Raw genomic sequence first — 24,023 nt, 5'->3', positions numbered from 1 at the left:
TGCATCACGCGCCCGTCAGGTCTCGTGTGATCCACGAGAGGGGAATGACGCGAAACAAAGGAAGTTCGGCGCGGATTTGTAACGAATCCTGCGGCCGCCATGACGCTGCGCGGCAGAATGTTACAGGCCAGATGCCGGCCGGACGAGCCGGGCTATGCATTCTCACGCAATCTGTCATGCCTGTAACGCATGAGCGGGGTCTTTCCGTCGCCATCGCGCAAAGAAAAAGGGCCGCCCGGCGTGGGCGGCCCCGATTGGGTGCAATGCGCAAGGATCAGCCGCGCAGGTCGGGCGGGGTCGCATCCTTGACCAGTTCGGCGGTGATCTCGTCCAGCGTGGCGACCTGCGTCTGCTTTTCGCCCAGCCGCCGCACGGTCACGGTCCGTTCCTCGACCTCGCGGTGGCCGACGGCAAGGATCACCGGAACTTTGCCCACGGAATGTTCGCGGACCTTGTAGTTGATCTTTTCGTTGCGGATGTCGGCCTCGGCCCGGACACCCGCCTTGATCAGGCTGTCGACGACCTCTTGCACATAGTCATCCGCCTCCGAAGTGATGGAGGCGACGACCACCTGCCGTGGGGCCAGCCAGAAGGGCAGCTTGCCGGCATGTTCTTCGATCAGGATACCGATGAACCGTTCAAAGCTGCCAAGGACAGCCCGGTGCAACATCACGGGGCGATGCTTGGCGCCATCCTGACCGACATAGGTGGCGTCCAGACGCTCGGGCAGGTTCGGGTCCACCTGAAGGGTCCCGCACTGCCATTCGCGGCCGATGGCATCGGTCAGGGTGAATTCCAGCTTGGGGCCATAGAACGCGCCTTCGCCTTCGAGGATGTCGAAGTCGTAACCGGCGGCCTTGCAGGCATCTCCCAGCGCCTTTTCCACCCGGTCCCAGCTTTCTTCGGAACCGATGCGCTTTTCAGGGCGGGTCGACAGCTTGATCGTCCAGTTATGGAAACCAAGGTCATCGTAGATCCCGGCGAGAAACTTGATGAACTTGGCGGTCTCTGCCTCGATCTGCTCATCCGTGCAGAAGATATGGGCGTCATCTTGGGTAAAGCCGCGTACCCGCATAATACCATGCAGAGCGCCCGAAGGTTCATACCGGTTGCACGATCCAAACTCGGCCATGCGCAGCGGCAGGTCGCGGTAGGACTTCAGCCCCTGGTTAAACACCTGCACGTGGCAGGGGCAGTTCATCGGCTTGAGCGCGTTGATCGCCTTTTCGCGGGCGTGTTCCTCGTCCACTTCGACGATGAACATGTTTTCCTGGTAGTTGTCCCAGTGCCCGGACTTCTCCCACAGCTTGCGGTCCACGACCTGCGGAGTGTTCACCTCGACATAGCCGTCGCGGCCTTGCTGGCGGCGCATATAGTCCTGCAGCGTGGTGTAGATCTTCCATCCGTTCGGATGCCAGAAGATCTGGCCCGGCGCCTCTTCCTGCATGTGGAACAGGTCCATCTCGCGGCCCAGCTTGCGGTGGTCGCGCTTGGCGGCCTCTTCCAGCATGTGCAGGTGCTTTTTCAGGTCTTCCTTGTTCTTGAAGGCGACCCCGTAGATGCGCTGCAACATGGCGCGGTTGCTGTCGCCGCGCCAATAGGCACCGGCCACGCTCATCAGTTTGAACCCGTCGCCGGGCACCTGACCGGTGTGTTGCAGGTGCGGGCCGCGGCAAAGATCCTGCCAGTGGCCGTGCCAGTACATGCGGATCGGCTCGTTGCCCGGAATGGCCTCGATCAGCTCGACCTTGTAGGGTTCGTTATTGGCCTTGTAGAATTCGATCGCGCGCGCGCGTTCCCAGACCTCGGTGGTCACGGGGTCGCGCTTGTTGATGATCTCTTTCATCTTCTTCTCGATGAGGCCGAGATCCTCGGGGGTGAAGGGCTCTTCGCGGTCGAAATCGTAATACCAGCCGTTCTCGATCACCGGGCCGATGGTGACCTTTACCGCGGGCCAGATCTCTTGCACGGCGCGGGCCATGATATGCGCCAGATCGTGGCGGATCAGCTCGAGCGCCGGGGCATCGTCGGCCAGCGTGTTGATGGCGATGGTCGCATCGCTGTCGATCGGCCATTGCAGGTCCCAGTGGGCATCGCCCACGGTGGCCGAGATCGCCTTTTTTGAAAGCGATTTGGAAATGCTCGCGGCCACTTCGGCAGGGGTTATGCCCTTGTCGTAGTCACGTTTCGAGCCGTCGGGAAATGTCAGGGAAATCTGGCTCATCGGCCTAGTCTCCTCGTCGGTTTGGCGCCCACGGAACGCCCGGTTGCGGGTTATATGTGTGCGGCGGTTCTGCGCCCGCAGAATGCGCGTGTCAAGCGCGGATCGGCGAAGGAGAAATTTACAGGGCGACGGCGAGGAAATGGTCACGTATGGCGTGCAGGACGGGTTCGGGCGTCAGGGCGTCTTCGGCGTAGAACCAATATTCGCCATAGGGATCGTGGATGGACATGGGCCAGCCCTTCCAGTGATAGGTGATCCAGCTGTCCGTCACCGTCAAAAGGATTCGCCCGCGCTTGACCAGAGCCAGAGGCCGCAGGCTGCGCCACAGGACGCGGGGCCCGACATGAATTGGCAGCGTCAGGAAATTGCGCGAGCCGTCCTGCATGCGAAAATCTGTCAGCGGATACTCTGTCATCGAAACGCCAAGCTGCCCGCGTGCAGGGTAAGGCCATGGGGTATCGGCGCTCAATGCAGTCTTTCCCCACCTCGGTCTCTCTGTCACTCTGCCGGACAACTGGCAGGAGGACGGGACATGCGCAGCTACGAGGAAATTCTTGACCTTGCGGCGGATCGCAAAGGCGGGCGTGGGGCGGTTCTGGCAGAGATGCCCAAGGTTCTGAGCGCCGACGAACTGGCCGCGATTCCCGACGACCGCTGGTTGGCGCAGATGGCACGGGGTATTCTGCAAGCCGGGATCAGCTGGACCGTTGTGGACCGGAAATGGCCCGACATCGAGGATGCCTTTCACCGGTTCGACGTGGGACGCGTGGCCATGATGTCCGAGGATTGGTTCGACGCGCTGATCGCCGATCCGCGCATTGTGCGCAGCCCGCCCAAGGTGCGGGCGATCCAGCAGAACGCGGTTTTTGTGCAGGAGGTCGCCAGTGAGGCCGGATCCTTTGGGCGCAGGGTGGGGGAATGGCCAGCCGAGGATTTTGCCGGTCTGCTGGCCTGGTTGAAGACAAATGGCGCGCGGCTGGGCGGGGCGACCGGGGCCTACACGCTGCGATTTCTGGGCAAGGACAGCTATGTCCTGTCGGGGTCGGTCGTGGCGCGATTGGTGGCCGAAGGGGTGATCGACAAGGCTCCGACCTCGAAAAAGGCCATGGCGGCGGTGCAGGATGCCTTTAACACATGGAAGGCAGAGAGCGGCGAAAGCCTGACGGTGATCAGCCGCGTCCTTGCGCAAAGCATCGACGGCTGAGGGGGCGCTGCCCCCTCTTGGCCTGATGGCCAATTCACCCCCGGGATATTTGAGGACAGAAGAAAGGCGAAACCGGATTTTGCTTTGGCGGGCGGGGCGTTATGGTTTCGGGCGCAAGGACAGGAGGTGTGAGATGGCAAGCGTGTCCCATGTCGATGGGCCAAGAGGCGACCGGCTGGCCTTTGCGAAAACGGAGGGGCGCGGGCCCTGCATTGTCTTTTTGTCCGGATACCGGTCGGACATGGAAGGGACCAAGGCGGTGCATCTGGAGCGCTGGGCCGCGGTGGCGGGGCGCGCGTTTTTGCGGTTGGACTATGCCGGGCACGGGCAATCCGGCGGGGTGTTCGAAGAGGGCTGTATCGGTGACTGGGCTGCGGATGCCGAGGCGGTGATCACCCATGCCGCTCCGGGGCCGGTGGTGCTGGTCGGATCGTCCATGGGGGGCTGGATCGCGTCGATCCTGTCTCGGCGTCTGAGCCGGGTGGCTGGTTTCGTGGGCATTGCAGCGGCGCCCGATTTCACCGAGGACGGGTTCTGGGCCGGGTTTTCCGAGGACGAGCGGAGGCAGGTCATGGAGGATGGCCATCTGCTGATGCCTTCGGCCTATGAGGACCCTTATCTGGTTACCCGCAAGCTGATCGAGGACGGGCGGCAGCACCTGGTTCTGCGACAGCCCTTGGCGATGCCATGGCCGGTGCGATTGTTGCAGGGCACCGAGGACGAAGCCGTCAGCCGCGAAACCGCGCTGCGGTTTCTGGATCATATCGAGGGGCCGGATCTGCGATTGACGCTGGTCAAGGGGGCGGATCATCGTCTGTCGACGCCGGATTGCCTGGCCATGATCGAAACGGCGATTGCCGAGGTCCTTGGGTGAGGCGGCTGTTTTTCATCACGCATGCGGATGTGGTGATGGAGCCGGAGGTCCCGGTGCCCGAATGGCGGCTGTCAGATCGGGGGCGCGCGCGGCACGAGGCTTTTGCGCGGGTTTGTCCGCCAGTCGGGTCCGTGTTTTGCAGCATGGAGCGCAAGGCGGTGGACGGCGCCGAGATCCTTGCCGCGGCGCAGGGGCTGAGGGCGCGGAGTGTTCTGGCGCTGCATGAGAATGATCGCTCTGCGACCGGTTATCTGCCGCCTGAGGAATTCGAGGCGGTGGCAGATGCCTTTTTTGCCCGCCCGCGCGAGAAGGTTCGCGGCTGGGAGCGCGCCATTGACGCGCAGGCCCGTGTGGTGATGACGCTGAAGCGTGTGCTGGCCGAGGCGCCCGAGGGCGATCTGGCAGTGGTTGCCCATGGCGGTATCGGGGCATTGTTGCGGGCGCAATTGCTGGGCGTCGGGATTGATCGCAGCCATGACCAGCCCGCCGGTGGCGGCGGCCACGTGATGACCGTTGGCTTGCCGGGGTGGCAATTGCTGAGCGATTGGACCCGGATCGAAGAATTCGCGGAGGAAGGGGCATGAGCGGCCTGCTTTGGGGACTGGGTGCCTTGATGGCCGCGGGCGGTGTCTATGGCGCATTTGCCCAGCGTGAGCCGGTGGTGACGGATGTGACCTTTGATGCCGAAAAGCTGGCGAATGGGGTCGATCCTTGGTTGGCAGCAAGCGAGCAGGCGGTGCCCAATCTGCGCTTTGGGGCCGAAAAACGGGTGATCTGGGCCGAAGCGCCCGAAACCCGGGCCGAATGGGCCGTGGTTTACGTTCACGGTTTTTCGGCCGCGTCAGAGGAAATTCGCCCGGTTCCCGATATCGTGGCGCGGGGCTTGGGGGCGAATCTTTTCTTTACGCGACTTCGGGGCCATGGCCGTGACGGGGCTGCCATGGCCGAGGCCAGCGTCAAGGGCTGGATGGAGGACATGGCCGAGGCGCTGGCCATCGGACATCAGATCGGGCGGCGTGTTTTGGTCATGGGCTGTTCCACAGGGGCAACGCTGGCCACCCTTGCGCTGCATGAGACAATGGGTGCCGAGGTGGCGGGGACGGTTCTGGTTTCACCCAACTTCAAGCTGGCAGATCCCAAGACGGCCCTGATCACATGGCCGGGCGCGCGTTGGTGGGTGCCTTGGCTGGCGGGGCGCGAAATCGGTTTTGCCCCGCGCAGCGAGGCGCACGGAAGATTGTGGACCTCGCGCTATCCCAGTCTTGCGGTTCTGCCCATGGGCGCCGCGGTGCGCGCGGTGCATCGCAGGCGGCACGAGGCCGTCCGCAGTCCGGCGTTGTTTGTCTTTGATCCGGGCGACCGGATCGTCGACCATCGGGTCAGCCGCAAGGTCGCGGCGCGTTGGGGCGCGGGCGCGGATCTGCTTGAGCTGGACCTTGGTCCGGAAGATGATCCGTCGCGCCACCTTGTGGCGGGGGCGGTTCTGTCGCCGGGCCGGTCGGAACCGGTGGCGCAGGCCATTCTGGCTTGGGCGCGGAAACTGTAACCCGAAGGAGGGGCTATGGATCAAAGGGTAAGCCTGATCACGCTGGGGTGCCGGGACATGGCCCGCGCCGAGGCATTTTATGCCGAGCTGGGGTGGCGCAAGGTGGACAGTCCCGAAGGGATCGTTGTCTTTGACCTGATCGGGCAGGCGCTGGGCCTGTATCCGCTTGGGGAACTGGCGCGCGACATGGGGCGGAGGACAGAGGATCTGGGAACCGGCGCGGCCACGCTGTCCTGCAACGTGCGAAACAGGGATGAGGTGGCGCGCATTCTGACGGCAGCCGAGGCGGCTGGGGCGCATATCCTCAAACCCGCGCATGATGTTTTCTGGGGTGGGCATATCGGTTATTTCGCCGACCCCGAGGGCCATGTCTGGGAAGTGGCCCATAACCCGTTTTCGGCGCTTGGCCCCAATGGGGAGTTCCGCTGGGGTGGCTATGGAGATGCCTCGGCATGAGGCGACCGCGTTCCATGTGGTCGCTGGAAACCCTGGGGCGTGAACGATTGTCGCGGCATTTCTGGATGCGCGAGTTCCTGTATTCCGAAATCGGAAACTTTCACGAAATCAGCAATATACCAGACGATCCTGATCTGGCGCTTGAACGTGGGCGGGCCTTTGCCCAAACGCTCTTGGACCCTTTGGAAGACAGCTTTGGCAGGATCTTTGTCAGGTCGGGGTATCGGTCGGCGCGGCTGAACGCCTTTGGCAACGCGCACAGGTTGAACTGTGCACGCAATGATTACCCACTGGAATGCCACATCTGGGATCTGCCTGACCGGCCCGTTGCCGGGGCTTCGATCGTCATTCCGTGGTTTACCGACCGGTATGCGCAGGGGCGCGACTGGCGCGACCTTGCGTGGTGGCTGCACGATCACCTCGACTATTCCGAGCTTTGGTTTTTCCCCAAACTCTGTGCGTTTAACATCGCGTGGCGACCGGTCCCGCAACGGCGGATCGACAGCTATATCGCGCCGCGTGGCTGCCTGTTAAAACCCGGTGACAAGCCACGGGAAACGCTTGAAGAAAGAGCAGCGCGTTATGCCGATTTCCCACAGTTCCGCGGTATTGTCCGCCCGGGCTGAGCCGCGCTGGACACTGCCGCAGGCGGCGTCTAGCTTGCAGGGAAAACAACCTTTGCGAGACTTGCCATGCCGCTCTCCCCGCTGTGTTGCTGCTCGGGTGCCCATCTCGGGGGCCTTGCCTGATGCACGGATTTACCCCTGAAAGCCAGGATTTCCCGGCCTTCCTTCTTGGTGCGACGCGTGAGATCTGGGAGGGGCGCGGGCTGACCGCGCGGGCGCGCGCAGTCTATCACCCCGAGGTCATCCTGCGCGGCGCCGAAGGCATCCAGTTCGGCGCGCGGGCGGTGGCCGAAGACGCGATGGCGACGCTGGTCAGCCTGCCGGACCGGCGGCTTTTGGGGGAGGATGTGATCTGGTCGGGGCATGAACGGGTCGGGATGCTGGGATCGCAGCGTATCCTGACACTGGCGACCCATACCGGCGACGGCCCCCTTGGACCGGCCACGGGGCGCAGCCTGCAATACCGCGAGATCGTTGACAGCTATGCCAAGCGTGACCAGATCTGCGATGTCTGGCGGGTGATCGACAGCGGTGCGTTGTTGCGCCAGTTGGGCCGCACGGCAGAAGAGTGGGCGCGGTCGCGCCTGCCCGATCTCGACCCCGAGACACAGCCTTTTTCGCCGCGTGTGGACGTGACCGGCCCCTATACCGGGCAGGGCAACGCCGATCAGTGGGGCGAAGGTTTTGGCAACCTGTTGACGCGCGTCATGGAGGGGGATCTGTCGATCATCCCGGACCAGTACGACCGCGCCTGTCAATTGCATTACCCCGGCGGCGTGCAGGCGCACGGCTGCGAGGCTGCTGATCGCTTTTGGCTGGGACTGCGCGCGGCGCTGCCGTCGGCCCGGTTCGAAATCCATCACCGGATCGGCATGGAAGAACCGCTGATGCCCCCTCGTGCGGCGCTGCGCTGGTCACTGAAAGGGCGGCATGAGGGCTGGGGCGCGTTCGGAAAACCGACCGGTGCCGATTTGTTCGTCATGGGGATCAGCCATGCCGAGTTCGGTCCATGGGGCGTGCGCAGCGAATGGACGCTGTATGACGAGGCTGCGGTCTGGACACAGATCGTGGCGCAGACCGGGTGAGCCTGCGCGAGACCTATGACCGGCAGGCGGCGCGCTATGACGCGGGCCGCGGGAAATCCCTGTTCGAGAAAGCCTGGCTGGATCGCGCGCTTGCGGATGTACCTCAGGGGGGCACCGTTCTGGATCTGGGCTGCGGCGCGGGTCGTCCCATCGGGCAATATCTGGCTGCGGGCGGGTTTGCCGTGACCGGGGTGGATTTCTCGCCGTCGATGCTGGCGTTATACGCGCAGCACGTGCCCACGGCGCAATGCGTCGAAGCGGATATGCGCGCGCTTGCGCTGGACAAGTCTTTTGATGCGATAATCGGCTGGGGCAGTTTCTTTCACCTGACCGAGGCAGAGCAACGCGCGGCCTTGCCACGGATCGCGGCGCATCTGGCGCCGGGCGGACGGGTGTTGCTGACCGTCGGCCCATCGGCGGGCGAAGCATGGGGACGCGTTGGTGGTGAGCGGGTCTTTCACGCCTCGCTTTCCAGCCAAGACTATGCCGACGTGCTGCAAGAGGCAGGGGCCCCGGTCGAGGATTTCGTGCCCGAAGATCCGGACTGCAACGGGCATTCGCTGTTGCTTGCGCGCCGCCCGTCGTGATCCTAGGGTGCCGGGATCATGGCATCTCAGGTGTAGGGTAGACGGAATGCAGGCAGGGCGCCGGATCTTGGACAACTGTCCCTCATGACCGAACCGGTTCTGTTCCTTCCGGACATGATGTGCGACGCGCGGGTGTTCGGCCCGCAGATTGCAGATTTGTCGCGGGATTACGCGGTGATGACCGCGCCAGTCACCCATGGCGAACGGGTCGAGGAAATTGCTTCGGGCCTTCTGGACGTGGCACCGATGCGCTTTGCGCTGGCCGGTCTGGGCATGGGCGGCATGGTGGCGATGGAATTGTATCGCCGCGCACCCGAGCGGGTGACGCGACTGGCGCTGATGGATACCAGCCCCTTGGCCGAACCGCCCCAACTGGCCGCGCAACGCGATCCGCTGGTGATCCGCGCCCGGTCCGGCCGACTGCGCGACGTGGTGGAGCGGGATTTTGTGCCGCAATACCTTGTCCCTGGCCCGCACCACGATGAAATCGCGGCGCTGGTGGTGGACATGGCGCTGGGGCTGGGGACCGAGGTCTTTGCCCGCCAGACCCGGGCGCTTCAGCGCCGCCGCGATCAACAAAGCACCTTGCGGCGGATCAACGTGCCCACGGTGGTGCTTTGTGGGGCCGAGGATGTCATCTGTCCGATCAAGCGTCATAGCTTTATGGCCGAGATGATTCCCAAGGCGCACCTCTGTATCATCGAAGAGGCGGGGCACCTGCCGACGCTGGAACAGCCCGCCGACGTGATCCGGGCGCTGCGCGATTGGTTGTCGAAACCCTTGCTGCTGCGCTGAACCTGCGGGATTGACCGCCGCGCGTGGCGTCCCTATGTGGGGCGGGCGCGGAAGGCCGGGCGGCCGCTTGCCATTGGCGAGAGGAAAGTCCGGACTCACCGAAGCACCGGTGCCGGGTAACGCCCGGGCAGGGCAACCTGACGGAAAGCGCCACAGAAAACAGACCGCTGTCGCACCGGAGGTGCGCCAATGGAGACTGCGGCAGTAAGGGTGAAACGGTGGAGTAAGAGCCCACCGGGGGGCTGGCAACAGCGCCCGCATGGCAAGCCCCACCGGGAGCAATGCCGAATAGGGATCGTAGGCGCCTTCGGGCGCAGGGCTGCTTCGGCCTTGGCGATCCGGGTTGGCAGCTAGAGCCGCGTGGCAACGCGCGGCCCAGAGGAATGGTCGTCTGAGGGCGGGGAAACCCTCCCAAGAACAGAATCCGGCTTACAGGCCTTCCGCGCATGAGTTTTTGCCCCAATGCCGTGTTGACTCGCTGGCGATAGACGGTAAAAGGCGGGCTTCATACAGATTTCACACTGGGCTGGGGCCCTGTGTTGCAGGAGACGACCCATGGCGAAGCCGACCACAATCAAAATCCGCCTGAACTCCACCGCGGGCACCGGCCATTTCTACGTGACCAAAAAGAACGCTCGGACCATGACCGAGAAAATGGTCATCAAGAAATACGATCCCGTTGCGCGCAAGCACGTGGAATACAAAGAAGGCAAGATCAAGTAAGCCAGTTTGGCTAACTGTTCTGCAAAGGCCGCGCGGGGGTTCCCACGCGGCTTTTTGCCGTGTCGGTATCCGATTCCCTGCGGCTGCGGGCGCGTCCAATGCGGCCGGTCCTGAGAGAAACAGCGCATGGTTGATCCGATACGTTTGCGAGTCGCTGCGAAAGACGACATCGGTGCGCTGGATCACCTGTTCCAGCGCAGCTACGCACGTTTGCTGGCTGCGGACTATCCGCCATCGGTGCTTGTTTCTGCTGTTCCCATGATCGGACGGGCGCAGCCTGCCTTGTTGGCCTCGGGTCTGTTCTATGTGGCCGAGGATGCGGAGGGGCGCGTGCTGGGGGCGGGGGGCTGGTCGGTCAGCGCGCCGGGCGGTCGGCCCGCCACGCCGGGTGTGGGCCATATCCGCCATGTCGCCACCGATCCCGATGCCACGCGGCGCGGTGTCGGGCGGTGCCTTTTATCGCATATCCTGAACGAGGCGCGGGCCGCCGAGCTGACAGTCATGCATTGCCAAAGCACACTGACCGCGCGGCCATTCTACGAGTCGATGGGATTCGCGGCACAGCACACCATCACCGTGCCCTTGGGGCCCGCGCTGAACTTTCCGGCTGTTTTCATGACGCGCGCTTTGTAGCCTAGTCTAGAGCGGTTCCGCCGGGGCACCGTTCAATCGGGTCCAGCGCCGTTCTTCCTCACCGCTGCGTTCGATCAGTTGCACCCGGTCTTGTGCAGGATAGTGGACCCGGTCCCGCGGTGCGCGCGTGCCGATCACCAGAACGCGGGCCGGGACATCGGCCCGGTTTTCCAGCTTGTGAGGGGTTTCGACCCCGGCCAGAAAGGTTGCGGCGGTCCCGGGCTGCATGACCTCCTCGCTGTCCCCCTCGATCAGCGTCGGGGTGCCCTCGAGGACATAGATCATCTCATCCTCGGATTCGTGCCAATGCGGATAGGCATAGGACGCTCCGGGGGCCAGCACCTCGACCAGCGCGCCGAACTGTGTCAGCCCGCCGGTATCGCTGAACAACAGCAGCTCATGGGCGCCAAGCGCGCCGTCGCCGGAACGACGCTGGACGGACTCTTCGGTGATAATCGGCATGTTGTCCCCCATGGCCTGCACGGCCCAACACGAAAAAAGGGCCGGTCAGATGACCGGCCCTTTTCCTATAGCATGTTTGTGACGCGTTGGTGTTGCGCGGTTATTCGCGATTGCCCAACAGTTGCAGCAAGAACATGAACATGTTGATGAAGTCGAGGTACAGGTTAAGCGCACCCATGATCGCGGCCTTGGCCAGCCACTCTTTATCGCCATGCGCGGCATGGGCGATGTAGGTGTTCTTGATGTTCTGCGTGTCATAGGCGGTCAGGCCGGCAAAGATCAGCACGCCAAGGATCGAGATCGCAAAGCTCATCGCGCTGGAGGCGACAAAGATGTTGATGATCGATGCCACCAGCAGGCCGATCACACCCATGATCAGGAACGAACCCCAGCCCGAGATGTCCTTTTTGGTCACGTAGCCCCAGATCGACAGGCCCGCAAAGGCGATCGACGTCACCAGGAAAACCTGGATGATCGAGAAGCCGGTGAACACCAGGAAGATCGAGCTGAGCGACAGGCCCATCAGAACGGCGAAGGCGTAAAAGACAAGCTGTACGCCAGCGGACGGCAGGCGGTTCACCGCTGCGCCGAAGCCGAAGAAGATGAAGGCGAGCGGCGCGAACATGATCACCCATTTCAGCGGCGACATGTAGATCGCTTCGCCGAAGCCGGTCAGGTACTGGCCGTCGCGCACCATGGCGCTGGCGCCGGTGGGGTCGGTCGTGACCGCCAGTCCGGCAATCGCCCAAGCGGCGAGAAAGGTGATGAAAGTGCCCACGGACATCGTGCCGTAGACCTTGTTCATGTGGGCGCGCAGCCCCTCGTCAATCTGGGCAGCGCGTGCGCCGGAGACGCCAGCTGCCCGGACTGTATCAAATTCTGCCATGTAAGCCTCCGATAGTTGGATTCCTCCCAGGGCGCGGGCGCGCCCGGAACTCGGCTGAAATATTGGCGGTTCGGAGGGGAATTTCAAGAAGTTCGCGCCCCGGTTGGCGCGATAAGATGCCTCTTTTTGTCACCAATAGCGGTCCGGTTCGATCCAATGCGAGGGCGCATCCCAGCGAGGGCGGTCCGCGTTGGATTTGGCGGCGTTTTCGGCCTGAACCGGGCCGTCGGGCGCAAAAGTAAATACCCGGCTGTCGCGGGCGGCGCGCAGAAAATGGGTGGGAAACAGCGGGTCAAGGGCGCGGATCATGGCGGACATCCTTCACAAAGGTTGATGTGGGGCGGGTAATGCATCTTTCTTGTTGATGAATGTGCGTCCTCGTGGTTCATATTGAAAGTGAATGTATGTGAGGCTTGCCATCACAAGGGGTGATATATGCGCAATCTGGATGTCACGACGCTCCGCTCTTTCGTCGCGGTGGCGCAATCGGGCGGGGTTACACGGGCGGCAGGTTTTTTGAACCTGACGCAATCAGCGGTCTCGATGCAGATCAAGCGGCTGGAAGAAATGCTGGATCTGCAATTGCTGGACCGTTCGGGGCGGGGGGTGACGTTGACACCGTCGGGCGCGCAACTGTTGACCTATGCCCAAAGGATCGTCGATCTGAACGATGAGGCCTATTCGCGGCTGACCGACAAGGAATGGGAGGGTGAGATCCGTCTGGGCGTGCCGGTGGACATCGTCTATCCGGTCATTCCGCAGGTGCTGTCGCGCATGGGGCGCACGCATCCCCGTGTAAAAGTGCAGTTGTTCAGTTCGTTCACGCGCGTGCTCAAGGCGCAATTCGCCCGGGGCGAGATGGACGCCATCCTGACCACGGAAACCGGTGTCGATCCGGGCGGAGAGACATTGCTGGACGTGCCGGTGCGTTGGGTCGGCGCACCAGAGGGGCAGGTCTGGCGCGAAAGGCCGGTGCGCATGGCCATGGCCCGCACGTGTATCTTTCGCGACGAATGTATGCGACGGCTGGACGAGGCCGGGATCCCGTGGGAACTGGCCGTGGATTCGGACAGCGAAACCACCATCGACGCCTCTGTCAGCGCCGATCTGGCGATCACCGCGCGCCTGGAAGGGCATCTGGCACCCTACCTTGCCTATGTCGAGGATGCGGGTCTGCCGGATCTGGGCAAGATGAAAATCAACCTGTACGTCGGCAGCGGGGCCAAGGCCTATACGCTCGCCCTGTGTGAGGACATTCGGCAGAGCATGTCGGCGTTATAGGGGTCAGACACCTACGTCCGGCCCGTAGCACAGCATCGGGTCGTCGTTTTGCTGTGCCTCGTAAAGGACTGTGCTGGCGGGGTCGTTTTCAAACACGGCGCGCAATCCGCTGCCTTCCTTGAAAAAGCTCCAGCACTGGGGCTCGGGGTTGTCTTCGTAGACGAAACAGATCTGTCCGGCCTGTTCGTACCACATGCCGTCCTTGCATTTGCCGTCGAGGAAGGACCACTGAACCTTACGGTCCGGCAGGTATTTCTCAACCCCGTAGGCCTCTCCGTTGAGGCCGAAATACAGCGTCTTGCCGGTGACATAGCTTTCGAAATCAGAGGCCGACATCGGCTCTGCCGCAAAGGCGGGCAGGCAGGTCAGGGCGCAGGTCAGTGAAAGGGCGAGGATCTGTTTCATGCTCCGCAAAATGCCAGAAGGGGCAGGCGGTCGGAAGTCAGGTTTTCATGAATGGTTAACCATAGGCGGGGTCTGGCCGGTCGCGCCAGCGGCGCGCGCGCCGGTCCATCACGCGCCGCCACAGCGGCGGTATCAGGGCGATGACGGCCATCACGGGCAACGAATAGGGCAGGATCGGCATGGTCTGGCGGTTCAGATCCAACCCCGGATAAGGTCGGGCGGGATGTGCATGGTGATCCGAATGGCGTGGCGCGTTCAACATCAGCGCCGAAGAGAACCCATGGGGCGCGTTCCAGCTGTGCTGGGGGCCGACAGGTTCGAACTTTCCGGGCGAGACTTCGCGGCGGCGCAGCCCGTAGTGCTGGACATAGTCGCTCAGCAACAGTTGGGCCTGCGCATAGACGGCAATGGCCAGAAGGGCGGCCAGACCGCCAAGCCCGCCGATCACCGCCGCCAGCATCAAGGAGACAGCCGCACCCGCCATGTAGCCTGCGTAGGGATGCAACCCCTTGCCCCGGCGCAGTCGCGATTCGGCGCGATACCCCGCGCGTAACGCCCCGATCCACGCGCGCAGGGCGAAGGCATAAAAGCTCTCACCGGTGCGGGCGCTGTTCGGGTCGCGGGGGGTGGCGGCATGGACGTGATGCACCCGGACATGGGCCGAGGCATGGTGCCCGAACAGGATCGAAACATAGACCGTGACACCCAGCCGCCGCAGCCATCGGTTCGAACGATGGATCAGTTCATGCGCGTTGGAGTTTCCAACCTGTCCGATGAAAAGGGAAAGAGCCAAAAAAATCAAGGTTTTCTCGGCTGTCGACGCAATGTCAGAGGCAATGACATGAACCCCGCCGTACAACAGCGGCAGATGGACCAGCGCAAGGAAGACCGACAGGCCGTCGCCAGCCGGAAACTCCGACCCCGGATGATCGGGCGCGGCCAGCGCCTTGAGGCGGTCCATGATATAGGCAAAGACCGTGACATAAAACAGCGCCAGCGCGGGGAACACGCCCCCCACCGCCAGCGCAAGCGCCAGCAAAACGACCATGCCAAGGGTTGCCAGAGTGAAACGCAGCATCACCGCTCCAATACGATCCGGAATTTAACATATCGGAAGTTTCGGTTCCGGATCGGGCGAGACAGTGGGTTTTTCGGGGCGCGGGCCGCGACGGGGTCTTCGTACGTGCGCCCCAGCACAGGGCGAAACGGCCCCAGCCGGTGCCGCGCAGGGCCAAGCCACCTTTTCTTGAGCGGTTTTGCGTATTAGGTGAAGGAAACTCAGATACCAGGCAGCATCCATGTCCTTTTTCGGCAAGCTCAAGAACCGATTGTTCAAATCCTCCTCGAAGCTGGACGAGGGGCTGGATGCCATCGTTCAGGACGGCGGCGAGGAAGCCCCCGCCGAACCCGGCCCGCCGCCTGCACCTGCGCCTGCATCTGCGCCTGTCGCGACGCAGGCCCCCCCTGCCACGCCGACGCCTTTGCCGGCCTCCACACCAGAGCCGGACCCCGTGCCAGAGGCGCCCAAGCCGCAGGCAGGGTTGATCGGACGTTTGATGGGCCGTCAGGCGGACGGCGCTCCCGTGGTGCGCCGCGTTCTGGACGACGAGATGCTGGAACAACTCGAAGAGTTGCTGATCGCATCGGACATGGGGGTGGATACCGCGTTGCGCGTGACGGCGAACATCGCCGAGGGACGCTTTGGCAAGCGGCTTTCGACCGAAGAGATCAAACAGGCCCTCGCGGCAGAGATCGCCCGCGTGATGGAACCGGTGGCCCGTCCGCTGCCGCTGTATCCGAAAAAACCGCAGGTTGTGCTGGTGGTCGGGGTGAACGGCTCTGGCAAGACGACCACAATCGGCAAGCTGGCCAGCCAGTTCAAGGCGGCGGGCAAGAAGGTGGTGATCGCCGCGGGCGATACCTTTCGCGCGGCAGCCGTTGAGCAGCTTCAGGTTTGGGGAGAGCGCGCGGATGTGCCGGTTCTGACCGCGCCCGAAGGCAGCGACCCCGCCAGCCTTGCCTTTGACGCCATGACCCGCGCACAGGCGGATGGCGCCGATCTGTTGATGATCGACACGGCAGGGCGGTTGCAGAACCGTGCCGACCTGATGGAAGAGCTGGCCAAGATCGTCCGCGTGATCCGCAAGAAAGACCCGGACGCGCCGCACAACACGCTGTTGGTTCTGGATGCGACCACCGGCCAGAATGCGCTGAGCCAGGTCGAAACCTTCCGCAAGCTGGCCGATGTTTCCGGCCTTGTGATGACCAAGCTGGACGGCACCGCCAAGGGCGGCGTCCTAGTGGCCTTGGCGGATAAGTTCGGCCTGCCGATCCACGCGATCGGCGTGGGCGAACAGATCGACGATCTGGCCCCCTTCGATCCCGAGGAATTCGCCGCGGCACTGACAGGCCTGGCAGGAGATGCCTGAGGCACCGGCATTTTCAGACCGCGCGGCCAGTGTTGACGAATACCTTGGTCTGCGCGCCGCTGCCGGAATGGGCGCCTATACACCCGAGGCCGCACGGATCGGTCTGGCAAATGGCCTGCACGCCGTCTGGCTGCGTGACGAAGCCGGGCGGCTGATCGGCATGGGGCGCCTTGTCGGGGATGGCGGCTGTTTTGCGCAAGTGACGGATATTGCTGTTCATCCCGACTGGCAAAGGCGGGGCCTTGGCGGTCGGATCATGACGGCGCTGATGGATTGGGCGGCCGGGCAACTGCCCTCTGGCTGCTACATCAGTCTGATCGCGGATCCCGGCGCCGAAGCCCTGTATCAGAAACACGGGTTTGACTTCCGCACGGGCATGGCCCGCCGCATGGCATGAGCGACTGGCTGATCGCGCTGGAAAGCACTGAGGCCGGACATCGCGCGGCGCTGATGCTGGCGCTGACGGCGGCCTTTCTGCACGCGGTCTTTGGGGCCTTACAGAAGGGGCGGCATGATCCCTGGGTTTCACGCGTGGCGATTGACGTCTGGCTGGTCACACTCAGTCTGCCGCTGATTTTCCTCGTGCCTTGGCCTGAACCGCATATGTGGCCGATCTTTGCGGGTATGGTGTTGATCCATTTCGGCTACAAGCTGTTGCAGGCCATGGCCTACACAAGAGGGGCCTACACGGTGGTTTATCCCGTGGTGCGCGGCACGGGTCCCCTGTTCGCGGTGATCGGCGCATGGCTGATTTTTGGCGAAACCTTTAATGTCGTTCAATGGCTGGGACTGGGCGTCCTGCTGGCCGGGATCTTCGGGCTTGCGGTCTATAACCTGATCTTCCTTGAAACCGCGCGCGACACGCTTGGCCCTGCGCTGGCCTATGCCGTGGCGACGGGTTTATTCGTGGCGCTGTACACGACCTACGATGCTTACGGCATCCGCGCCACGGCGGATCCCTTCACCTTCCTAGCATGGTTCTTTTTTCTCTCGGCGCTGGATTTCCCGCTGATGATGGCGCTGACGCCCCTGCGCCACCGGATGCGCGATCTGGAGATGCGGCCCCTGCTGACGCGCGGGTTGATCGGGGCGGTGGTGGCTTTCGGCTCTTTTGGGTCGGTCATGATGGCGACGCGGCTGGACAAGGTGGGCGAGGCCGCCGTCCTGCGCGAAACCTCGACCGTCTTTGCCGCCGTGATCGGCTGGCTTGTGCTGCGTGAAACCGTCGGCCCCCGGCGAATAGCATTGATGGCGCTGATCGCAATCGGTGCGGTCATCGTTGAGATTGGCGGCTGAAACGCCTAAGTGACGCCCACGATGGTGCAGAAGGAGCGCACAATGGAACAACGGCAGGTCAACCCGATGCTGAAAACGGCGCTGGAGTTCGGTCCGCTCCTTGCCTTCTTCGTGGCCTATCTCTGGCTCAAGGACGAGGTTTTTGCCATCGGCGGAACCGACTACGATGGTTTCATCGTGGTCACAGCCGGGTTCATCCCGGTGTTCCTGCTGTGCATGGGCGCGCTGTGGTGGCTGACCGGGCATCTTAGCCGGATGCAGGTGGTTACGGCCGTTCTGATCGTTTTCTTTGGCGGTCTCAGCGTCTGGTTGAACGACGACCGGTTCTTCAAGATGAAGCCGACCCTGATCTATCTGCTGTTCGGCGGTGCCCTTGGGATCGGACTTTTGCGTGGCGAAAGCTGGCTGCAATACGTGATGGAAGGATTGGTGCCGCTGGAACAGGAAGGATGGATGATCCTGACCAAGCGCGTGGCGCTGTTCTTCCTTGGTCTGGCCATCATGAACGAGGTGATCTGGCGTACCATGGGGACCGAGATCTGGGTCTATTTCAAGACCTTCGGCCTGACTGCGGCGATCTTCCTGTTCTTCCTGTTCCAAGGCGGTTTGTTCAAGCGCTACGGCACCGGCGACGACGAATCTGCCTGAGTTTCCCCGACTCGGCCCATTCATGCTACTTTGGTCGTAGTCGGCGCGTATTTTGCGCCGATCTGTCGCGACAGTCGACTTTGCCTTGCCGCGGCGCAAATCGCGAAAAGGAGAGTGCAATGAATTTTCCTGGTTTCGTTTTTTCGACATTCATCATGACCGCAGTTGCCGGTTCCGCTTTGGCCCAGATGGACGGGCGCACCGGTCCGGCCACCATGACGGGGGCGCAACTGGACATCGCGCTGGGTCATTTGAACGATCATCTTCAGGCGCGTTATGCGCAGGATGACATCCTCGCGGGCCTCAGCACGCCGCCAGATGCGGATTTCGTGACCGTGGCGGCGGCCACCACCACGACGCCGATGGCCAAGCGCGTGGCCATATCGGGCAGCTTTGGCCCGGAAATCAGCGACAATGCCTCGCTGATGGCGCATCTGGTCAGCTTCAACGCGGAACGTACCAGCCGGGGGGACGACCTGTTTCTGCGTATTGCCCGGGCCGAGGCGGGAAAGCTGCCCGGTTTCGAAAGCATCGCGTCCGACGTCTTTGCCAGTGCTCCGGTGGGGGGCATCATGGACGACCCCACGCTGGAGCGTGAATTGCGCCAGTTGAACGCCAACCTCCAAGCCTTTGACGAAAGGGCTGAAAGGCTGGGCGCTGCTGTGCCCGCGATCGACGACAGCAGTTTTGACCGCTATACGGACGCATTGCGGTTGTTCTGACGGGCATTAGCCGGCGCGGTCGATCTTGGTGCTCAGGTGGATCAGGCTTTCCGAGCCTTTCACGCCCTTGGCCTCGCCAATGGCGTCAAGCGTGCGGTCCAGCGCTTCGGTCGTGTCGGCTGTCACCTGCGCGATCAGGTCAAAGCGGCCAGAGGTCGTGTGCACGGTTTCCACCGCCGTCAGCAGTTTCAGACGAGAGAGGACCGCGGCTGTGGCGCGCGGTTCGACCGAGATCAGCACCGTCGCCCGCAGGGCGGGGCGCAAGCCGGGGCCGCGTTTGAGCGTGTACCCGGCGATCGCGCCGCGCGTCTCCAGCCGGTCGATACGTGCCTGAACGGTGGTCCGGGCAAGCCCAAGCCTACGGGCCAGATCCGCCACCGGCACGCGGGCGTTTTCCGCCAGCGCAGCGATCAGCGCGCGGTCCGTTTCGTCGATCTGTTCGCTCATTTCGCCATATTGCCATTCCGAAACCGCATTTTGCGCAGAGTGACAGGTGAAACGCAGGACGGCAAGCCTCAGGCTGGACCTACAGGCGAACAGGAGGCACAAGCATGGTGCTGCACGAGGCATTTCAACGCGATCCCGCGCTTTGGTTGGCGCGCGAACACCCCGAAGATCCGGTTTTCTTCTTTGATCCCAAAAAGCTGCGCGAAACGGCCACGGTTTTTAAGGACCATTTCCCCGGCGAAGTGACCTATGCGGTCAAGGCGAACCCCGATCCTCTGGTGATCGAGGCCTTGGCCGCCTCCGATCTGGGCGCTTTCGATGTCGCATCCCCCGAAGAAATGGCCTTGATCCGGCAAGAGGCGCCGATGGCGCGGTTGCACTACCACAACCCGGTTCGCTCCCGGTCCGAGATCGAGGCGGCCCGCGGGTTTGGCACCGCGTCGTGGTCGGTCGACCGTATGGCCGAACTGGACAAGCTTGGTCCGCTGGAGGGCGTCGAGGTCGCCGTGCGGCTAAAGCTTCCGGTGGCCGGTGCCGTCTATGATTTCGGCTCGAAATTCGGCGCAGGTCCGGCGGCTTGTGCGGACCTGCTGCGCAAGGTGGTGGCGCGTGGCGGCAAGCCGTCGCTGACCTTTCATCCCGGCACGCAATGCCGCGCGGCGGGCGCATGGGTGTCCTATATCCGCGCCGCGGCAGAGATCGCGCAGGGTGCGGGTGTGCGCCTGCATCGGCTGAATGTGGGGGGTGGCTTTCCCGCGCATCGCGAGGATCCCGCACCGGATCTGCCTGCGCTGTTTGCGGCCATCGATCAGGCCGTTGACGAGGCCTTTGGGGCCAAGCGTCCGGCCTTGGTGTGCGAACCCGGCCGCGCCATGGTGGCCGAGGCTTTTGAGTTGGCCTTGCAGGTCAAGACCCGTGACGGCGATGCGATCTTTTTGAACGACGGGATTTACGGCGGACTCAGCGAATGGCGCGATCTGGGACCGTCGACGCGGATCAGCGCCTTTGGTCCGGACGGGCGCCCACGCCGGGGTGCATCCCGCGCCACGGTGGTGTTTGGCCCGACCTGTGACAGTCTTGACCGGCTGTCTGACCGGGTGAACCTTCCCGGGGATCTGGCCGAGGGTGATTTCCTGCTGTTCCACGCTTGCGGAGCCTATTCCACCGCGCTGTCCACACGTTTTAACGGGTATGGCGCGCGCCGGATCGTCACTTTGGCGCGATAATCGCCCGAGGGCACGCCGCGCCGGGAGATTCCTCGCGTCAGGACCGGCGCGGCCTCTGGACACTCGCGTCATGACGTCTAATCTCCGCCGCGACAGGACAGATGCGAGGGAGATCGCCATGGACAAGTTCGGCAAGAGCCAGCCGGTGAAACGGGTCGAGGATGTGCGTTTCCTGACCGGACATGGGCGTTACGTCGATGACGTCGCCCCCGAGGGCTCGCTGCGGGCCTTTGTCTTTCGCTCGCCGGTGGCCCACGCGGAGATCACCACGCTGGACGTGAGCGCCGCGCGCGAGGCAGAGGGTGTCCACTTGGTGGTGACCTCGGACGACATGCTGACCGCCGGGATCGACACCGGCATGAGCTTTACCCAGGCACCGAACCGCGATGGCAGCAAGGGCGCAGCGCCGAAACGTCCGGTTCTGGCTGAAGGGCGCGTTCGGTTTGTGGGCGAGCCGGTGGCGGTTGTCGTGGCCGAAACGATGGAACAGGCGCGCGACGCGGCTGAGTTGATCGAGTTCGACTATGACGAACTGCCGGTGGTGACGGCAATCGGGCCGGGTGAGTCCGTCATTCACCCCGAAGCGCCGGAAAACCGTGCCTTTGACTTTGGCATCGGTGACGAAGACGCCACAAATGCCGCCTTTGCGGCCGCAGCCAAGACGGTCAAGCTGGAGGTCGGTGACAACCGTGTCATCGTCAATTCGATGGAGCCGCGCGGCGCTTATGCCGAATGGCAGGACGGTCGTGTACACCTTGCCTTTGGCGGGCAGGGTGTCTGGGGGATGAAAGGCGAACTGGCGCGTGCCTTCCACATCGACGCGGAGCAGGTTCGGATCACCAACCCGGACGTAGGCGGCGGTTTCGGCATGAAAAGCTTTCCCTACCCGGAATATTTCGTGCTGGCCTTTGCCGCGCGCGAAACCGGCCGCCCGGTGCGCTGGATGTCCGACCGGACCGAGGCGATGCTGTCCGACAATGGCGGACGCGATCTGGAAACAACGGCCGAATTCGCCTTTGACGCGAATAACAAGATTATCGGTTACCGGCTGCACTCGCGGTCGAACCTTGGCGCTTATAGCTCGCAATACGCGCAGATGATCCAGTCCAACCTTTTTGCGCGCGTGTTGACCGGAACCTATGACATCCAGAACGCCTGGTATCGCTGTGAAGGCTTTTTCACCAATACCGCGCAGGTTGATGCCTATCGCGGTGCCGGCCGCCCCGAAGCGATCTACGTGCTGGAACGCCTGATGGACCGTGCCGCGCGCGAGCTGGATGTCGATCCGCTGGAACTGCGCCGCATCAACTTTATCAAGCCGGATCAGTTTCCCTACGCGACCGTGACGGGCGAAAACTATGACGTGGGCGATTTCAGCCGGGTCATGGGCCATGCGGAAAACCTGGCCGATCGGTCCGGGTTCGCCGCGCGGCGCGCAGCCTCCGAGGCGGCAGGCAAATTGCGTGGCTTGGGAGTTTGTTATTACATCGAATCTATCCTGGGCGCCCCGAATGAGGACGTGAAGGTGGAATTCACCGAGGATGGCGGCGCAAGGATCTATGTGGGCACCCAGTCGAACGGGCAGGGCCACGAAACCGTGTTCCGGCAGTTCCTCTCTGACCAGACCGGCATTCCTGCCGACCGGATCGAGGTTGTGCAGGGCGACAGTGACCTGATCGCCTCGGGTGGCGGCACCGGCGGGTCGCGCTCTGTGACCGTGCAGACCAACGTGACGCTACAGGCGGTCAACGACATGGTTGCAGGCTTTTCAGAGTTTCTAGCCGGCGAAATGGGTGTCGATGCCGGGTCGATCAGCTTTGACGATGAAACCTTCCGCGCCGAAGGGTCGAACGTTACGCCCACCATGCTGGAGGCCGCGCAGATGGCACGCGAGGCCGGGCGCGAGGATCTTCTGACGTGGAAGGCGACGGCGACGCTGCCGGGCCGGTCCTATCCCAACGGCTGCCACCTTGCCGAGGTCGAGATCGACCCGGAAACCGGGCAAGTGACCTGTGACCGCTATAATGTGGTCGATGATTTCGGCAATCTCATCAACCCGATGCTGGCCGAAGGTCAGGTGCATGGCGGGGTGGTGCAGGGGCTGGGGCAGGCGCTGACCGAACGCGTGGTCTATGACGAAGAGGGGCAGCTGCTCACGGCGACGTTCATGGACTATGCCATGCCGCGCGCCGACGATGTGCCCATGATCGGCTTTGAAACCGAACCGGTGCCCTCCACCGCCAACCCGATGGGTATGAAAGGCTGTGGCGAGGCCGGGACGGTCGGGTCGATGGCCGCGGTATCGAACGCGGTGCAGGATGCGCTTTGGGCGCGCGGAATCAAACAAGTGGACATGCCCTTCACGCCGTCGCGTGTCTGGGCCATGCTGGAAGGTGATGCGATCGCGGCTGAGTGACATTGTATTAGGCTGGTTTCGGCGCCGGGCGCAGGCGGATCATTCCGCCTATGCGCGGCGGCGCGGCCCAGTCGATCATGTTCTCATCCTTGACGGCACCATGTCCTCGCTCAAACCGGGCGAGGAAACCAACGCCGGTTTGACCTATCTGCTGTTGAAGGAAACCGGGCATCCGTCGCTGTATTACGAGGCGGGTGTCCAGTGGAAGGATTGGAGCGCGACCACCGACGTTGCGCTTGGCCGGGGCATCAATCGCCAGATCCGGCGCGCCTACGGCTACCTTGCCTCGCGCTATCGCGAAGGCGACCGGATCTTTTTGATGGGCTATTCGCGCGGTGCCTACGCGGTGCGGTCTTTGGCCGGGATCATCGACATGGTGGGCCTGCTGCGCGCAGATTGCGCGACGGAACGCAACATCCGCCAGATCTATCGCCTGTATCAATATGCCCCCGGCGGAGAGGCCGCGCGGGCCTTTGCCGCCCGTACCTGCCATCCCGAGGCGCCGGTCGAGATGGTCGGTGTCTGGGATACGGTCAAGGCGCTGGGAGTGCGGTTGCCACTGCTCTGGCGCCTGACCGAGTCCGAGCATGAGTTCCACAACCATCAATTGGGCCCGTCGATCCGGCACGGTTTCCATGCGCTGGCCCATGACGAGACGCGCGCCGCCTATGCGCCGGTCATGTGGGACTGCCCGCCGGGCTGGGCAGGCAAAGTCGAGCAGGTTTGGTTCCGCGGCACACATGGCGACATTGGCGGACAGTTGGGCGGGTTCAACGAGGCGCGTCCGCTGGCCAATATCCCGCTGGTCTGGATGCTGGAGCGGTTGGAAACCTGCGGTGTTGCCTTGCCGGAGGGATGGCGTACCCGTTTTCCCTGCGATGCCAATGCGCCTTCGGTCGGGACGTGGATGGGGGTCAGCAAGCTGTTTATCCTGCGCAGCCCTCGCCGGGTCGGCCGAGATCCTTCGGAAAGCCTGCATCCCAGTCTGGCGGCACATCGCATGGCGGATGGTGCTCCGGTGACCGGCTGAGGAGTGGTCAAGGAAAAACGTT

At 63.2% G+C, this 24,023-nt stretch carries 28 protein-coding genes and 1 other RNA gene; 21 read left to right on the top strand and 8 right to left on the bottom strand.

Annotation, left to right across the window (positions count from 1 at the left end; all coding sequences use genetic code 11):
- Nucleotides 1-274: 274 nt before the first annotated feature.
- A complete protein-coding gene (thrS, locus tag KJP30_RS06865) occupies nt 275-2,224 on the bottom strand; it encodes a threonine--tRNA ligase (RefSeq protein ID WP_218448226.1) in 1,950 nt (649 codons plus the stop codon).
- A 118-nt stretch (nt 2,225-2,342) separates the two neighbouring features.
- Nucleotides 2,343-2,693, bottom strand: a complete 351-nt coding sequence (locus KJP30_RS06860; protein ID WP_218448225.1) for a hypothetical protein — start codon at nt 2,691-2,693, stop codon at nt 2,343-2,345.
- Nucleotides 2,694-2,756: 63 nt separating this feature from the next.
- Here KJP30_RS06860 and KJP30_RS06855 point away from each other — a divergent pair, with 63 nt between their 5' ends.
- The 12 genes from KJP30_RS06855 to KJP30_RS06800 all read left to right on the top strand — a co-directional run bounded on the left by KJP30_RS06855 (nt 2,757) and on the right by KJP30_RS06800 (nt 10,753).
- A complete protein-coding gene (locus KJP30_RS06855) occupies nt 2,757-3,428 on the top strand; it encodes a DNA-3-methyladenine glycosylase I (RefSeq protein WP_218448224.1) in 672 nt (223 codons plus the stop codon).
- 133 nt (nt 3,429-3,561) lie between these two features.
- Nucleotides 3,562-4,302 (top strand): alpha/beta hydrolase, encoded by a 741-nt coding sequence (locus tag KJP30_RS06850; protein ID WP_218448223.1) that lies wholly within the window; start codon nt 3,562-3,564, stop codon nt 4,300-4,302.
- Complete coding sequence (locus KJP30_RS06845; protein ID WP_218448222.1) at nt 4,299-4,886, top strand: histidine phosphatase family protein; 588 nt, start codon at nt 4,299-4,301, stop codon at nt 4,884-4,886. The genes KJP30_RS06850 and KJP30_RS06845 overlap by 4 nt, the downstream gene beginning before the upstream one ends.
- Nucleotides 4,883-5,848 carry an alpha/beta hydrolase gene (locus KJP30_RS06840; protein WP_218448221.1) on the top strand — a complete coding sequence of 322 codons (966 nt, stop codon included), beginning with the start codon at nt 4,883-4,885 and terminating at the stop codon, nt 5,846-5,848. The genes KJP30_RS06845 and KJP30_RS06840 overlap by 4 nt, the downstream gene beginning before the upstream one ends.
- A gap of 15 nt (nt 5,849-5,863) precedes the next feature.
- Nucleotides 5,864-6,304: a VOC family protein gene (locus tag KJP30_RS06835; protein ID WP_218448220.1), complete on the top strand. Its 441-nt coding sequence runs from the start codon at nt 5,864-5,866 to the stop codon at nt 6,302-6,304.
- A gap of 14 nt (nt 6,305-6,318) precedes the next feature.
- Nucleotides 6,319-6,930 carry a hypothetical protein gene (locus KJP30_RS06830; protein WP_218448456.1) on the top strand — a complete coding sequence of 204 codons (612 nt, stop codon included), beginning with the start codon at nt 6,319-6,321 and terminating at the stop codon, nt 6,928-6,930.
- 122 nt (nt 6,931-7,052) lie between these two features.
- Nucleotides 7,053-8,015 (top strand): ester cyclase, encoded by a 963-nt coding sequence (locus KJP30_RS06825; RefSeq protein WP_218448219.1) that lies wholly within the window; start codon nt 7,053-7,055, stop codon nt 8,013-8,015.
- Nucleotides 8,012-8,602, top strand: coding sequence for a class I SAM-dependent methyltransferase (locus KJP30_RS06820; protein ID WP_343222747.1), 591 nt, complete (start codon nt 8,012-8,014; stop codon nt 8,600-8,602). The genes KJP30_RS06825 and KJP30_RS06820 overlap by 4 nt, the downstream gene beginning before the upstream one ends.
- 84 nt (nt 8,603-8,686) lie before the next feature.
- Nucleotides 8,687-9,397, top strand: coding sequence for an alpha/beta fold hydrolase (locus KJP30_RS06815; RefSeq protein WP_218448218.1), 711 nt, complete (start codon nt 8,687-8,689; stop codon nt 9,395-9,397).
- Between the two features lie 47 nt (nt 9,398-9,444).
- Nucleotides 9,445-9,845: RNase P RNA component class A (gene rnpB, locus KJP30_RS06810), an RNA gene on the top strand.
- Nucleotides 9,846-9,952: 107 nt separating this feature from the next.
- Nucleotides 9,953-10,120, top strand: a complete 168-nt coding sequence (rpmG, locus tag KJP30_RS06805) for a 50S ribosomal protein L33 (RefSeq protein WP_218448217.1) — start codon at nt 9,953-9,955, stop codon at nt 10,118-10,120.
- 126 nt (nt 10,121-10,246) lie between these two features.
- Nucleotides 10,247-10,753, top strand: coding sequence for a GNAT family N-acetyltransferase (locus KJP30_RS06800; protein ID WP_218448216.1), 507 nt, complete (start codon nt 10,247-10,249; stop codon nt 10,751-10,753).
- 6 nt (nt 10,754-10,759) lie between these two features.
- Here the strand turns inward: KJP30_RS06800 and KJP30_RS06795 are convergent, their stop codons facing one another.
- The 3 genes from KJP30_RS06795 to KJP30_RS06785 form a co-directional block, all read right to left on the bottom strand.
- Nucleotides 10,760-11,215 carry a cupin domain-containing protein gene (locus tag KJP30_RS06795; RefSeq protein WP_218448215.1) on the bottom strand — a complete coding sequence of 152 codons (456 nt, stop codon included), beginning with the start codon at nt 11,213-11,215 and terminating at the stop codon, nt 10,760-10,762.
- A 100-nt stretch (nt 11,216-11,315) separates the two neighbouring features.
- On the bottom strand, nt 11,316-12,101 hold the full coding sequence (locus KJP30_RS06790) for a Bax inhibitor-1/YccA family protein (RefSeq protein ID WP_218448214.1): 786 nt from the start codon (nt 12,099-12,101) through the stop codon (nt 11,316-11,318).
- 129 nt (nt 12,102-12,230) lie between these two features.
- Nucleotides 12,231-12,410 carry a hypothetical protein gene (locus KJP30_RS06785; protein WP_218448213.1) on the bottom strand — a complete coding sequence of 60 codons (180 nt, stop codon included), beginning with the start codon at nt 12,408-12,410 and terminating at the stop codon, nt 12,231-12,233.
- A gap of 126 nt (nt 12,411-12,536) precedes the next feature.
- Between KJP30_RS06785 and KJP30_RS06780 the strand changes: the two genes are divergently transcribed.
- Nucleotides 12,537-13,382, top strand: coding sequence for a LysR family transcriptional regulator (locus KJP30_RS06780; protein WP_218448212.1), 846 nt, complete (start codon nt 12,537-12,539; stop codon nt 13,380-13,382).
- Nucleotides 13,383-13,385: 3 nt separating this feature from the next.
- On the opposite strand, the gene KJP30_RS06775 is transcribed toward KJP30_RS06780, so the two are convergent.
- Both KJP30_RS06775 and KJP30_RS06770 read right to left on the bottom strand, forming a co-directional pair.
- The gene (locus KJP30_RS06775; RefSeq protein ID WP_218448211.1) at nt 13,386-13,787 is read right to left on the bottom strand and encodes a hypothetical protein; all 402 of its coding nucleotides are present in this window, start codon (nt 13,785-13,787) and stop codon (nt 13,386-13,388) included.
- A gap of 55 nt (nt 13,788-13,842) precedes the next feature.
- Nucleotides 13,843-14,865 (bottom strand): alkane 1-monooxygenase, encoded by a 1,023-nt coding sequence (locus KJP30_RS06770; protein ID WP_218448210.1) that lies wholly within the window; start codon nt 14,863-14,865, stop codon nt 13,843-13,845.
- Between the two features lie 220 nt (nt 14,866-15,085).
- Between KJP30_RS06770 and ftsY the strand changes: the two genes are divergently transcribed.
- From ftsY to KJP30_RS06745, 5 genes are all read left to right on the top strand, one after another.
- Complete coding sequence (gene ftsY, locus KJP30_RS06765; protein ID WP_218448209.1) at nt 15,086-16,216, top strand: signal recognition particle-docking protein FtsY; 1,131 nt, start codon at nt 15,086-15,088, stop codon at nt 16,214-16,216.
- Nucleotides 16,209-16,613 (top strand): GNAT family N-acetyltransferase, encoded by a 405-nt coding sequence (locus KJP30_RS06760; protein ID WP_218448208.1) that lies wholly within the window; start codon nt 16,209-16,211, stop codon nt 16,611-16,613. The genes ftsY and KJP30_RS06760 overlap by 8 nt, the downstream gene beginning before the upstream one ends.
- Nucleotides 16,610-17,512, top strand: a complete 903-nt coding sequence (locus tag KJP30_RS06755; RefSeq protein WP_218448207.1) for an EamA family transporter — start codon at nt 16,610-16,612, stop codon at nt 17,510-17,512. The genes KJP30_RS06760 and KJP30_RS06755 overlap by 4 nt, the downstream gene beginning before the upstream one ends.
- Nucleotides 17,513-17,554: 42 nt before the next feature.
- Nucleotides 17,555-18,160, top strand: a complete 606-nt coding sequence (locus KJP30_RS06750; protein WP_218448206.1) for an inner membrane-spanning protein YciB — start codon at nt 17,555-17,557, stop codon at nt 18,158-18,160.
- A gap of 119 nt (nt 18,161-18,279) precedes the next feature.
- Complete coding sequence (locus tag KJP30_RS06745) at nt 18,280-18,882, top strand: hypothetical protein (RefSeq protein WP_218448205.1); 603 nt, start codon at nt 18,280-18,282, stop codon at nt 18,880-18,882.
- A gap of 6 nt (nt 18,883-18,888) precedes the next feature.
- Here KJP30_RS06745 and KJP30_RS06740 read toward each other — a convergent pair whose 3' ends face one another.
- The gene (locus KJP30_RS06740; RefSeq protein ID WP_218448204.1) at nt 18,889-19,329 is read right to left on the bottom strand and encodes an Lrp/AsnC family transcriptional regulator; all 441 of its coding nucleotides are present in this window, start codon (nt 19,327-19,329) and stop codon (nt 18,889-18,891) included.
- A gap of 104 nt (nt 19,330-19,433) precedes the next feature.
- Between KJP30_RS06740 and KJP30_RS06735 the strand changes: the two genes are divergently transcribed.
- The 3 genes from KJP30_RS06735 to KJP30_RS06725 all read left to right on the top strand — a co-directional run bounded on the left by KJP30_RS06735 (nt 19,434) and on the right by KJP30_RS06725 (nt 24,001).
- Nucleotides 19,434-20,555, top strand: a complete 1,122-nt coding sequence (locus KJP30_RS06735; protein ID WP_218448203.1) for a type III PLP-dependent enzyme — start codon at nt 19,434-19,436, stop codon at nt 20,553-20,555.
- Between the two features lie 118 nt (nt 20,556-20,673).
- Entirely contained in the window at nt 20,674-22,971 is a 2,298-nt protein-coding gene (locus KJP30_RS06730) for a xanthine dehydrogenase family protein molybdopterin-binding subunit (RefSeq protein WP_218448454.1), read from the top strand.
- Nucleotides 22,949-24,001: a T6SS phospholipase effector Tle1-like catalytic domain-containing protein gene (locus tag KJP30_RS06725; RefSeq protein ID WP_218448202.1), complete on the top strand. Its 1,053-nt coding sequence runs from the start codon at nt 22,949-22,951 to the stop codon at nt 23,999-24,001. Before KJP30_RS06730 ends, KJP30_RS06725 begins: the two co-directional genes overlap by 23 nt.
- The last annotated feature ends 22 nt before the right edge of the window (nt 24,002-24,023 follow it).

It is taken from the genome of Antarctobacter sediminis (assembly GCF_019218285.1).
Taxonomy (GTDB): domain Bacteria; phylum Pseudomonadota; class Alphaproteobacteria; order Rhodobacterales; family Rhodobacteraceae; genus Antarctobacter; species Antarctobacter sediminis.
Note: the sequence above shows the minus strand (reverse complement) of the source record. Positions and strands in the feature narration are given on the sequence as shown.

Coding starts and splice junctions, on each gene's coding strand:
- KJP30_RS06850 (WP_218448223.1), top strand. CDS start 3,562: ATGGCAAGCGTGTCCCATGTCGATGGGCCAAGAGGCGACCGGCTGGCC.
- KJP30_RS06835 (WP_218448220.1), top strand. CDS start 5,864: ATGGATCAAAGGGTAAGCCTGATCACGCTGGGGTGCCGGGACATGGCC.
- KJP30_RS06800 (WP_218448216.1), top strand. CDS start 10,247: ATGGTTGATCCGATACGTTTGCGAGTCGCTGCGAAAGACGACATCGGT.
- KJP30_RS06755 (WP_218448207.1), top strand. CDS start 16,610: ATGAGCGACTGGCTGATCGCGCTGGAAAGCACTGAGGCCGGACATCGC.
- KJP30_RS06770 (WP_218448210.1), bottom strand. CDS start 14,865: ATGCTGCGTTTCACTCTGGCAACCCTTGGCATGGTCGTTTTGCTGGCG.
- KJP30_RS06840 (WP_218448221.1), top strand. CDS start 4,883: ATGAGCGGCCTGCTTTGGGGACTGGGTGCCTTGATGGCCGCGGGCGGT.
- KJP30_RS06750 (WP_218448206.1), top strand. CDS start 17,555: ATGGAACAACGGCAGGTCAACCCGATGCTGAAAACGGCGCTGGAGTTC.
- KJP30_RS06735 (WP_218448203.1), top strand. CDS start 19,434: ATGGTGCTGCACGAGGCATTTCAACGCGATCCCGCGCTTTGGTTGGCG.
- ftsY (WP_218448209.1), top strand. CDS start 15,086: ATGTCCTTTTTCGGCAAGCTCAAGAACCGATTGTTCAAATCCTCCTCG.
- KJP30_RS06795 (WP_218448215.1), bottom strand. CDS start 11,215: ATGCCGATTATCACCGAAGAGTCCGTCCAGCGTCGTTCCGGCGACGGC.
- rpmG (WP_218448217.1), top strand. CDS start 9,953: ATGGCGAAGCCGACCACAATCAAAATCCGCCTGAACTCCACCGCGGGC.
- KJP30_RS06740 (WP_218448204.1), bottom strand. CDS start 19,329: ATGAGCGAACAGATCGACGAAACGGACCGCGCGCTGATCGCTGCGCTG.
- KJP30_RS06815 (WP_218448218.1), top strand. CDS start 8,687: ATGACCGAACCGGTTCTGTTCCTTCCGGACATGATGTGCGACGCGCGG.
- KJP30_RS06745 (WP_218448205.1), top strand. CDS start 18,280: ATGAATTTTCCTGGTTTCGTTTTTTCGACATTCATCATGACCGCAGTT.
- KJP30_RS06855 (WP_218448224.1), top strand. CDS start 2,757: ATGCGCAGCTACGAGGAAATTCTTGACCTTGCGGCGGATCGCAAAGGC.
- KJP30_RS06830 (WP_218448456.1), top strand. CDS start 6,319: ATGTGGTCGCTGGAAACCCTGGGGCGTGAACGATTGTCGCGGCATTTC.
- KJP30_RS06785 (WP_218448213.1), bottom strand. CDS start 12,410: ATGATCCGCGCCCTTGACCCGCTGTTTCCCACCCATTTTCTGCGCGCC.
- KJP30_RS06775 (WP_218448211.1), bottom strand. CDS start 13,787: ATGAAACAGATCCTCGCCCTTTCACTGACCTGCGCCCTGACCTGCCTG.
- KJP30_RS06730 (WP_218448454.1), top strand. CDS start 20,674: ATGGACAAGTTCGGCAAGAGCCAGCCGGTGAAACGGGTCGAGGATGTG.
- KJP30_RS06790 (WP_218448214.1), bottom strand. CDS start 12,101: ATGGCAGAATTTGATACAGTCCGGGCAGCTGGCGTCTCCGGCGCACGC.
- KJP30_RS06825 (WP_218448219.1), top strand. CDS start 7,053: ATGCACGGATTTACCCCTGAAAGCCAGGATTTCCCGGCCTTCCTTCTT.
- KJP30_RS06780 (WP_218448212.1), top strand. CDS start 12,537: ATGCGCAATCTGGATGTCACGACGCTCCGCTCTTTCGTCGCGGTGGCG.
- KJP30_RS06760 (WP_218448208.1), top strand. CDS start 16,209: ATGCCTGAGGCACCGGCATTTTCAGACCGCGCGGCCAGTGTTGACGAA.
- thrS (WP_218448226.1), bottom strand. CDS start 2,224: ATGAGCCAGATTTCCCTGACATTTCCCGACGGCTCGAAACGTGACTAC.